This is a genomic window from Streptomyces mabaensis, from assembly GCF_053763515.1.
In genome coordinates this window covers 157,711-167,952 of record NZ_JBSOPZ010000016.1, presented here as the reverse complement: position 1 = coordinate 167,952, position 10,242 = coordinate 157,711, and the positions used below count along the sequence as shown (strand labels likewise).

General features: G+C 71.0%; 9 protein-coding genes. 6 read left to right on the top strand and 3 right to left on the bottom strand.

The genetic code is table 11. The features are described 5' to 3' along the window. Window positions 1–1,045 precede the first annotated feature (1,045 nt). Window positions 1,046–1,408 carry a YciI family protein gene (locus ACWV17_RS16945; protein ID WP_455352462.1) on the top strand — a complete coding sequence of 121 codons (363 nt, stop codon included), beginning with the start codon at window positions 1,046–1,048 and terminating at the stop codon, window positions 1,406–1,408. A 57-nt stretch (window positions 1,409–1,465) separates the two neighbouring features. After that, window positions 1,466–2,737 carry an RNA polymerase sigma factor gene (locus ACWV17_RS16940; RefSeq protein WP_455360377.1) on the top strand — a complete coding sequence of 424 codons (1,272 nt, stop codon included), beginning with the start codon at window positions 1,466–1,468 and terminating at the stop codon, window positions 2,735–2,737. A gap of 110 nt (window positions 2,738–2,847) precedes the next feature. Here the strand turns inward: ACWV17_RS16940 and ACWV17_RS16935 are convergent, their stop codons facing one another. Further along, complete coding sequence (locus ACWV17_RS16935) at window positions 2,848–4,044, bottom strand: THUMP-like domain-containing protein (RefSeq protein ID WP_455360384.1); 1,197 nt, start codon at window positions 4,042–4,044, stop codon at window positions 2,848–2,850. Between the two features lie 82 nt (window positions 4,045–4,126). Between ACWV17_RS16935 and ACWV17_RS16930 the strand changes: the two genes are divergently transcribed. The 4 genes from ACWV17_RS16930 (at window position 4,127) to groL (ending at window position 8,281) form a co-directional block, all read left to right on the top strand. Continuing rightward, entirely contained in the window at window positions 4,127–5,065 is a 939-nt protein-coding gene (locus ACWV17_RS16930) for a polysaccharide deacetylase family protein (protein ID WP_455360376.1), read from the top strand. Further along, complete coding sequence (locus ACWV17_RS16925; RefSeq protein ID WP_455360375.1) at window positions 5,062–5,952, top strand: polysaccharide deacetylase family protein; 891 nt, start codon at window positions 5,062–5,064, stop codon at window positions 5,950–5,952. The genes ACWV17_RS16930 and ACWV17_RS16925 overlap by 4 nt, the downstream gene beginning before the upstream one ends. A gap of 296 nt (window positions 5,953–6,248) precedes the next feature. After that, window positions 6,249–6,557 (top strand): co-chaperone GroES, encoded by a 309-nt coding sequence (gene groES, locus ACWV17_RS16920; protein WP_019329594.1) that lies wholly within the window; start codon window positions 6,249–6,251, stop codon window positions 6,555–6,557. A gap of 95 nt (window positions 6,558–6,652) precedes the next feature. Next, complete coding sequence (groL, locus tag ACWV17_RS16915) at window positions 6,653–8,281, top strand: chaperonin GroEL (RefSeq protein WP_455352467.1); 1,629 nt, start codon at window positions 6,653–6,655, stop codon at window positions 8,279–8,281. Window positions 8,282–8,405: 124 nt separating this feature from the next. On the opposite strand, the gene ACWV17_RS16910 is transcribed toward groL, so the two are convergent. Together ACWV17_RS16910 and ACWV17_RS16905 are read right to left on the bottom strand one after the other, a co-directional pair. Then, window positions 8,406–9,101, bottom strand: a complete 696-nt coding sequence (locus ACWV17_RS16910; RefSeq protein ID WP_455360374.1) for an ester cyclase — start codon at window positions 9,099–9,101, stop codon at window positions 8,406–8,408. A gap of 62 nt (window positions 9,102–9,163) precedes the next feature. After that, a complete protein-coding gene (locus ACWV17_RS16905; protein WP_455360373.1) occupies window positions 9,164–10,207 on the bottom strand; it encodes a hydroxyacid dehydrogenase in 1,044 nt (347 codons plus the stop codon). Between the last annotated feature and the right edge of the window lie 35 nt (window positions 10,208–10,242).

Below are 10,242 nucleotides of genomic sequence, written 5' to 3'. Positions count from 1 at the left end.
CTGCGGTCGCGTCGCTGCGCGATGGCCTTCGGCCACCCTGGACTCCCGTCCCTCCACCGCTGACTGCTGAGTGGGGGCGGCCCCTGGGGCGGGGCCCCCGGGGCTGCTTGCCGGTTGGCCCGGGCCCGCTGCCGACCGCAAGCCGGTGGGTGGCGACAAGATGCGCGGCAGGCTCGGGATGGGCCCGGCCTCGGCTTAGCGGCTGCCGGGTGGGTGGTGGGTGGTGCGTGGTCGGCCTGGGATGGGCCACTCCCCGGCTTAGCGACCACCGGGTGGTGGGTGCTGTGCCATCGGTCTGGGACGGGCCCGGCCCGGCCAAGCGGCCGCAGGCCGGTGGGCAGGGTGCCATCTTCTCGCGGCGGCAGCCGGTGGGTGATTGCCGCGCGCGGCAGGTCCGGGATGGACTTGGCCTCGGCTATGCGGCCGTCAGGCCGGTGGAGCCGAGGTGCGTTGACGTCAGTCCGTATGCGAGGTCCGCAGGGCCTCAGTCGTGTCCGGTTTGCCGGGGTTTGTGGCCTGCTTGCGGGCCCCCTCGGCCGCTTGGTGTCGTCCCACCTCGGATTGGGCGTTGTCGTAGGCCAACAGACGGCCGTCGGCCGCTATGCCGGGGCCCGCAGTCCCCGAACCTGGTGCGTGTCTTGCCCCATCTGCCGGGCTGAGGTCACCGACGAGAGCGCGGCCACCCCCGGGGCTCAGGTGGGGCCCCGCTCCCCGGGGCCGCCCGACACTCATCTGCACCAGCGGGACGCGGCTGCTTGTCAAGGGGGGCCGCAGGCCATCGCGCAGCGACGCGACCGTAGGGAGCGCCCTTGAGGGTCCGGTCCGGCCCGCCATACTCACAAACCGGGCGGCCCCGGGTTTCCCGTCCACTCCTCACCCCCGGCCCCCGCACCCCTCGCCCCTGGCGGCCGTCACCCGCAGCCCGAAATTCCCTCGGGAAAGTTCTCCGGACGTGTCGATCCGGGCCGTGCCCGTTCGACGCACAGGTGACAGGCAGAACGCAGGAACGCAGGACCGAAACGCTGGAACGCTAGGGAGAACCGCCATGCCGCGCTATCTGACGATGATCCGCCTCGACGAGAACGCCGCGCCCGCCGAGGGCCCCAGCCCCGAGCTGATGGAGCGGATGGACAATCTGCTGGAGGAGATGACGAAGGCGGGCGCCATGCTCGAGACTGCTGGCCTCACCCCCACCTCGCAAGGCACCCGTGTCCGCTGGTCCGGCGGGCAGCTGAGCGTGACCGACGGGCCCTTCACCGAGACCAAGGAAGTCGTCGGGGGTTACGCGATCGTCCAGGCCAAGGACATGGCTGAGGCGATCGAGTGGACCAAGCGCTTCCTGAAGATCCACGAGGAGCACTGGACGGTGACCTCCGAGATCCGCGAGATCGTCGAAGCGTGCGGATAGGGCCACGCCCGGACCGCTTGTTGCCGCCGTGCGGGAGCGGTGCTCTGATGGGTGCCCGTGAGGGCTGAGAGCACTGCGACGCACAGCGCGACCGAGGCGGTATTCAGGATCGAGTCCGCCCGGCTCATCGCCGGAGTCGCGCGGATCGTACGAGACGTCGGCATCGCGGAGGAGCTGGCGCAGGACGCGCTGGTCGCCGCGTTGGAGCAGTGGCCGGAGTCGGGTGTCCCGGACAACCCGGGAGCCTGGCTCATGGCCACGGCCAAGCACCGGGCGATCGACCTGGTGCGGCGGCGTGAGCGGTACGCGCGCAAGCTGGCCGAGATGGGGCGCGACCTGGAGGCCGCGCCGGCGTGGGCCGAGGATCCGGCGGACGCGGTCGCCGACGCCGCTGACGACGACATCGACGACGACCTGCTGCGGCTGGTCTTCACCGCCTGCCACCCCGTCCTGTCGACGCAGGCGCGGATCGCGCTGACGCTGCGGCTGGTGGGCGGGCTGAAGACGGACGAGATCGCGCGGGCGTTCCTGGTCCCGGAAGCGACCGTCGCGCAGCGGATCGTGCGGGCCAAGCGGAGTCTGGCGAAGGCGGGCGTGCCGTTCGAGGTGCCTGCCGGGCCGGAGCGGGCCGAGCGGCTGTCCTCCGTACTGGAGGTGATCTACCTCGTCTTCAACGAGGGGTACTCGGCCACCGCGGGTGACGACTTGCTGCGGCCAGGACTGTGCGAGGACGCGCTGCGGCTGGCGCGGGTACTGGCCGGGCTGATGGAGCAGGAGCCCGAAGTGCACGGGCTGGCCGCCCTGCTGGAGATCCAGGCGTCACGTACCGCCGCCAGGACCGGGCCCTCGGGCGAGCCGGTGCTGCTGGCGGACCAGAACCGGGGCCGTTGGAACCGGTTGCTGATCCGGCGCGGGTTCGCGGCGCTGGCGCGCGCGGAGTCCCTGGGCGGCACGCCCGGCCCGTACGCGCTGCAGGCCGCGATCGCCGCCTGCCACGCACAGGCCCGGGCGTACGAGGAGACGGACTGGGCCCGGATCGCGGCCCTGTACCGGGCGCTGGCCGCCCAGGTCCCGTCGCCGGTGGTGGAGTTGAACCGGGCGGTGGCGGTCTCGATGGCGGACGGGCCGGCGGCGGGGCTGGCACTGGTGGACGTACTGGCCGAGGACTCCGCGCTCGCGGGCTACCACCTGCTGCCGAGCGTGCGCGGCGACCTGCTGGCCCGGCTGGGGCGTGGGGAGGAGGCGCGCGCGGAGTTCGCACGCGCGGCGACGCTCACCCGGAACGAGCAGGAGCGAGCGCTGCTCCTGAAGCGCGCGGCGCGTCTGTGAGTGCTGAGCGGTGACGGCTGAGCGGCGTGCCGGCCCGGCGGCCCCCGACTCGGTCCAGTGGCCCACTGCCCGCTCCCACGGCCTGGCGCCCGCCCGCCGCTTCGGGCGCGTTACCCGTCCGCCCGGGTGCCGATCAGCATCGTGGGGGCTCCTGCCGTCCGGGTGAGGATGACCGTGGCCGCCCGCGGGCCGTGGAGCTTCAGTCTGCGGCGCAGTTCTTCCGGTTCGACCGCCGAGCCGCGCTTCTTGACCGTCAGGACGCCGACTTCGCGTTCGCGCAGCAGCGCCTTCAGCTTCTTCAGGTTGAACGGGAGCACGTCGGTGATCTCGTACGCGGTGGCGAACGGCGTCGCGTGCAGCTCGTCCGAGCTGACATAGGCGATCGTCTCGTCGATCAGCCTGCCGTTCACCCGCTCCGCCACCTCCGCCACGAGGTGCGCGCGGATCACCGCCCCGTCCGGCTCGTACAGGTAGCGGCCCACCGGGCCCGTCCGGGGGGCCGGCAGCGGCTCTGCGGTCGACAGGACCGCCTTGTCCGGCAGCAGTGTCGCGCGGACCGAGCCGGGAGCGGTGCCGAACCAGAGGACCGCCTCTTTGACGTCGCCGCCGTCCGAGATCCACTCCGCCTCGGCGTCGTCGGGGATGGCCTCGTGCGGCACGCCGGGGGCGATCTTGAGGGCGGCGTGCGGGGCCGTGCGGGCCGCCTCGATCGCCCAGGAGAGCGGCGGCGAGTACGCCTCGGGGTCGAACACCCGGCCGCGGCCGCCCCGCCTCGCCGGGTCGACGAACACCGCGTCGTACGGCGAGGTGTCGGCCTCCGTGACGTCCGCGCAGCGGACGGAGATGAGCTCCGCCAGGCCCAGCGCCTCCGCGTTGGCGCGGGCGACCGCGCAGGTCAGCGGGTCCCGGTCGACGGCCAGTACGGAAACACCGGCGCGCGCCAGCGCGATCGCGTCGCCGCCGATACCGCAGCACAGGTCGGCCACGGTGCGTACGCCGAGTGCCGCGAACCGGCCGGCCCGGTGGGCGGCGACCGAGGTACGGGTCGCCTGCTCGACGCCGTTCGGGGTGAAGTACATGCGGAACGCGTCCTCGGCACCGAACTTCGCCACCGCCCGCTGCCGCAGCCGCGCCTGCCCCAGCGCCGCCGAGACCAGTGCGGCCGGGTGCTCGCGGCGCAGCCGGGTGGCGGTCGCGAGCTCCTGCGCGGGGTCGTACTCCCGCAGTGAGCCGAGGAGCGCCCGGCCCTCGTCGGTGAGCAGTGCGGAGAAGGAGCCGAGGGGATCGAGGTCGTTCACCCGGTCCATTGTGGGCCAGCCGGGCGATGCTGCGCGCCCGGTGGCGGTGTCGCCGGGGCGCGGGGGCGGTGCCCTGACAGGATCCGGCGCCATGCAGCTAGTACGACAAAAAGAAAAGTCCGCCAGAAATGCCGCGAGGCGGCGAGGGCTCCGCCGGACCACCCTGGCCGCTCTGCTCGTCGCCGCCCTCGGCTCCGGCTGCGCCGGGGCCGACGAACCCGCGGCCGGGAAACCGGCCCTCGGTCTGCCGGGGGCGAACCCGCCGCAGGGCGGCGCGGCGGGTGCGCTCACCGCGTACGCCGAGAAGCTCGGGCGCGCCGAAGCCGCCCGGCGCGCCGCGGCCGAGCGGTGGGGCCTGAAGAAGGTCCCGCTCCTGCCGCCCGCGCCGCCCGCCGAGAAACCGGAGATCAGGACGCGCAAGGGCTTCGAGGCCGGGCCGGGCCTGCCGCCCGTGTTCACCACCGTCCCGACCAAGGAGAAGATCGTCTTCCTGACGATCGACGACGGCGCGGAGAAGGACCCCGAGCTGATCAGGATGATGCGCGAACTGCGCATCCCGTACAGCGCGTTCCTCAGCGACTACCTGGTCCGCGACAACTACCCGTACTTCGAGAAGATGCAGGACCTCGGCGTCGCACTGAACAACCACACCCTCAACCACCTCTACCTGCCCGGCCTTTCCTACCGGGCGCAGCGCGCGGAGATCTGTGGCCTGCAGGACGTCATCGAGAAGCGGTTCGGCAAGCGGCCGGAGCTGTTCCGCCCGCCGTACGGCAACTACAACGCCAACACCCTGCGCGCCGCCGAGTCCTGCGGTATCAAGGCGGTTCCGCTGTGGGCCGCCGAAGCGTTCCCGGACCGGATGGAGTGGCGCGAGTGGGACCGCGACCTGCACCCCGGTGACATCATCCTCACGCATTTCAGGGGGCAGGAGGACTGGGGCGGAAGCATGCCTGACATGATCCGGCGGGTGATGAAGACGATCACGGACAAGGGGTACGCCGTGGCCAGGCTGGAGGACTACCTGTGATACGCGTGCACCGGCTGCTGGCCGGAACGCTGGCAGCCGGCGTGCTCGCGCTCGCCGCGTGCTCGCAGCCCGGGGAGCCGGTCGAGCGGCAGGGGCACAAGGCCACCGAGGGGCAGCGGGAACCGGCCGCCACGCCGGGGACGCAGGGAGAGGCCACGCCGGGAGCGGCCGGGGCGGGCAAGGGCGTGAAGCGGCCGTCGGTTGCGCCCGGCCCGCACACCCGCTGGGGGCTGAAGGCGCCGCTCGCCTTCGCCCCGAAGCCGGCCCACAAGCCCGTACTGCCGGCGGCGGGGCCGGGACTGCCCTCGGTGGTGGACCGGATCCCGACCGACGAGAAGGTCGTCTTCCTCACCTTCGACGACGGCGCGGAACGCGACCCCGAGTTCCTGCGGATGGCCGCGGACCTGAAGCTGCCGATCAGCATGTTCCTCACGGACAGCGTGGCCTCGGGCGGGTACGACCACTTCGAGCGGCTGCGGGACCTCGGCGGCACGGTGCAGAACCACACCCTCACCCACCCGAACCTGCGCACGTTTCCGTACGCGAAACAGCGGGCGGAGATCTGCGGCCAGCAGGACCGGCTCGCGGCCCGTTTCGGGACGAAACCGCACCTGTTCCGGCCGCCGTTCGGCAACTACAACGACGACACCCTGCGGGCGGCCGCCGACTGCGGGGTCAGGTCGGTCGTGCTGTGGCGGGTCTCGATGCAGATACACGATCTGCGGTACGCGGACGGCGACCGGCTGCGGCCCGGCGACATCGTGCTCGCGCACTTCCGTGGTCCCGGTGAACTCAAGGGCTCGACCATCACGCAGATGACGACGGCGATGCTGCGCCGGATCCAGGAGCAGGGCTTCCGGATCGGCCTTCTCGAGGACTACCTCTGAGCGTGTCCCGGACGCGCGGCCGGGAGCGGGGACGGCGGCTCGTACGTCAGTGCGGGTACTCAGCAGTTGAGGGGATCCGGCAGCGGTCCCGGCGGGGCTCCACGGGGGATTCGGCGCGGCCACGTTGGCACTCCGCTTGACCGAGTGCTAACCGCCGCATAGTCTCGGCTCTGGCACTCGCCACCGGGGAGTGCCAACACAGCGACGGGCAGGTCCGGCACCCGCGACGACGGATCGACCTGGTCGCCACCTCAGACAGTTAACCCCGTGAGATCTCCGAAGGGGGAGGTCGGATCGTGACGACCGCCAGCTCCAAGGTTGCCATCAAGCCGCTCGAGGACCGCATTGTGGTCCAGCCGCTCGACGCCGAGCAGACCACGGCCTCTGGCCTGGTCATTCCGGACACTGCCAAGGAGAAGCCCCAGGAGGGCGTCGTCCTGGCCGTGGGCCCGGGCCGCTTCGAGGACGGCAACCGTCTTCCGCTCGACGTATCCGTCGGCGACGTCGTGCTTTACAGCAAGTACGGCGGCACCGAGGTGAAGTACAACGGCGAGGAGTACCTCGTCCTCTCGGCTCGCGACGTTCTCGCGATCGTCGAGAAGTAATCCCAGCCGAAGTTTTCTGATCTGCGCCCCGTGCTCCCGCTCTTCAATGGCCGGGCGCCGGGGCGCAGTTCATTTGAGAGGACACAGAAGCTCCCATGGCGAAGATCCTGAAGTTCGACGAGGACGCCCGTCGCGCCCTTGAGCGCGGCGTCAACAAGCTTGCCGACACGGTGAAGGTGACGATCGGCCCCAAGGGCCGCAACGTCGTCATCGACAAGAAGTTCGGCGCCCCCACCATCACCAACGACGGTGTGACCATCGCCCGCGAGGTCGAGCTCGACGACCCGTACGAGAACCTGGGCGCCCAGCTCGTGAAGGAGGTGGCGACCAAGACCAACGACATCGCGGGTGACGGCACCACCACCGCCACCGTGCTGGCCCAGGCGCTGGTCCGCGAAGGCCTGCGCAACGTCGCTGCCGGCGCCTCCCCGGCCTCGCTGAAGAAGGGCATCGACGCCGCCGTCAAGGCCGTGTCCGACGACCTCCTCGCGACCGCCCGTCCGATCGAGGACAAGACCGACATCGCCGCCGTGGCCGCGCTCTCCGCGCAGGACCAGCAGGTCGGCGAGCTCATCGCCGAGGCGATGGACAAGGTCGGCAAGGACGGTGTCATCACCGTCGAGGAGTCCAACACCTTCGGCCTGGAGCTCGACTTCACCGAGGGCATGGCCTTCGACAAGGGCTACCTGTCGCCGTACATGGTGACCGACCAGGAGCGTATGGAGGCCGTCCTCGACGACCCGTACATCCTGATCCACCAGGGCAAGATCTCCTCGATCCAGGACATGCTCCCGCTGCTCGAGAAGGTCATCCAGGCCGGCTCCTCCAAGCCGCTGCTGATCATCGCCGAGGACGTCGAGGGCGAGGCCCTGTCGACCCTGGTCGTCAACAAGATCCGCGGCACGTTCAACGCCGTCGCGGTCAAGGCCCCCGGCTTCGGCGACCGCCGTAAGGCGATGCTCGGCGACATGGCCACCCTCACCGGTGCCACCGTCATTGCCGAGGAGGTCGGCCTCAAGCTCGACCAGGCCGGTCTGGACGTGCTGGGCTCCGCCCGCCGTGTGACCGTCACCAAGGACGACACGACGGTCGTCGACGGTGGTGGCAACCACGAGGACGTCGTCGGCCGGATCAACCAGATCAAGGCCGAGATCGAGTCCACGGACTCCGACTGGGACCGCGAGAAGCTCCAGGAGCGCCTCGCGAAGCTGGCCGGCGGCGTGTGCGTGATCAAGGTCGGCGCCGCCACCGAGGTGGAGCTGAAGGAGAAGAAGCACCGTCTGGAGGACGCCATCTCCGCGACCCGCGCCGCGGTCGAGGAGGGCATCGTCTCCGGTGGTGGCTCCGCTCTGGTGCACGCCGCCAAGGTGCTGGACGGCAACCTCGGCAAGGAGGGCGACGAGGCCACCGGTGTCGCGGTCGTCCGCCGCGCCGTCGTCGAGCCGCTGCGCTGGATCGCCGAGAACGCCGGCCTCGAGGGCTACGTCATCACCTCCAAGGTGGCAGAGCTGGAGAAGGGCCACGGCTTCAACGCCGCGACCGGCGAGTACGGCGACCTGGTGAAGGCCGGCGTCATCGACCCGGTCAAGGTCACCCGCTCCGCGCTGGAGAACGCCGCGTCCATCGCGTCGCTGCTGCTCACGACCGAGACCCTGGTCGTCGAGAAGCCGGCCGAGGAAGAGGCCGAGGCGGGTCACGGCCACGGTCACGGCCACTCGCACTGACGTCGCGTACGTCGCGTAGCTGTTGCAAGGTCCCTGTTCCCGCCGCTCGGCGGCGGGAACAGGGACCTTGTGCGTGCGGAGAAGTTGTCCGCGTTCAGCCGGTCCGTATTCAGCCGGTCCGCGTTCAGCCGGTCGCGCCGAGCTCCCGCATCAGACGCGTGACGTCGTAGTGCCACCAGCATTCCTGGACCTTCCCGTCCTTGAAGCGGAAGATCGTGGTGCCGGTCATCCTGCACTGCTTGCCGGTGGGCGGGATCCCCATGAAGTCGCCCTTGTGGGTACCGGTCCAGGTCCACAAGGTCACCACGTCGTCACCCTCCGAGACCTGCCGGTCGAGATCGAAGTGGAAGTCGAAGGCGTTGCGCCAGCCCGCGACGTCGTTGCGGAAGGAGTCGGAGCCGACCGTGGTCTCCTCCTCCTTGGTGATGTCGTGGTCGCGGAGGTCCGCCGCGAACAGCTCGTCGATGGCGTCGAGGTTGCCGCCGACGGCGATCTCGTGGAAGAACCGGCGCGCGGCCGCGGTGTTCAGCTGTTCCTCGCGGACCACGTCGAGGTCGGTGAAGGACGGCATCCCGTCGCAGAGCGCCGCCATCTCCTGGAAGATCCGGTCGGTCTCGGGCAGGTGGGAGTTCTTCATCGCCTCTTCGTACGACGGGAATTCGACGATCTCCACGAAGTGGTTCGCTGCGGACCTGTCCTTGCCGACGACGCTGTGGGTGGCGGTCCGCTTGCCCTTGGTCTGCTCGACCCACTGGTCCATGAGCTGGTTCATGTCGTCGGACCGCTCGGTCGTGTAGTCGATTACTTGTACGAATTTCATGGCGCCTCCCTGCGCGGGATGGGATACGTCCATTTTAGTGATGAGTTTCCGCTATGGGCGGGTCAGGCCGAGTGGCTCAGGGCGGCCGGGTGGACCCGGTCCGCGAACGGCCGGCCGGCCGCGAACCGCTCCACCTCGTCCAGCGCCCGGTCGGCCATCCGGTGCAGCTCGCCGCCCAGTGATCCGGCGATGTGCGGGGTGAGCAGGACGTTCGGCAGGTCGTACAACGGTGAGTCGCGGGGCGGGAGTTCGGGGTCCGTCACGTCCAGTACGGCATCCAGGCGGCCGGAGACGAGCTCGGGGAGGAGGGCGTCCTCGTCGACCAGGGAGCCGCGCGCGGTGTTGATCAGAGTCGCTCCGTCGGGCATCAGGGCCAGCTGCCGGGCGCCGATCATGTGGCGGGTGGCCGGGACCTGCGGGGCGTGCACGGTGACGATGTCGCTGCGCGCGCACAGGACGTCCAGGGGGACCGTCTCGACGCCCAGGCCGGCGGCCTCCGCGTCCCCGGCGTACGGGTCGTACAGCAGCACCCGCAGGTCGAAGGGGCGCAGGAGTTCGATCACGCGGCGGCCGATCCGGGAGGCGCCGACGACCCCGACCGTACGGCCGTAGTTGCCCGCGCCGTCCAGCTCCCGGCGCCAGTCGTGGTGGGTGCGCAGCTCGCGGTAGCGGCGGCGGGTGTGCAGGACGCGCTTGTTCGCGAAGAGGATGGCGGCGAGCGTGTACTCGGCGACGGGGAGGGCGTTCGCGCCGGCGGCGGACGCGACGGCCAGGCCGCGTTCCCAGCAGGCAGCGGTGATGTGGTGTTTGACGGAGCCGGCGGCGTGTACGACTGCGCGCAGCTTCGGGGCTGCGGCCAGCACCGCGGCGCTGAGGGGGGTCGCGCCCCAGCAGGTGAGCAGCAGTTCGGCCTCGGCCAGGGCGGCCGCGACCCGCGGGGTGGGCGTGGTGAGGTCGTGGGCGACCAGCCGGGAGTCGGTACGCGCGAGGGCCGCGAGGCGGCTGTGATGACGGTCGGAGAAGAGCCGCTCGGCCATGCCCGGGCCCATGGCGAGGAGGAGCGAGGGGCGGCGCCCGGAGAGGGCGTTGTCAGTGGCGGGGTGCATGGTGGAACCAGTGCTCCTTCTGCGCTCGGGCGGCG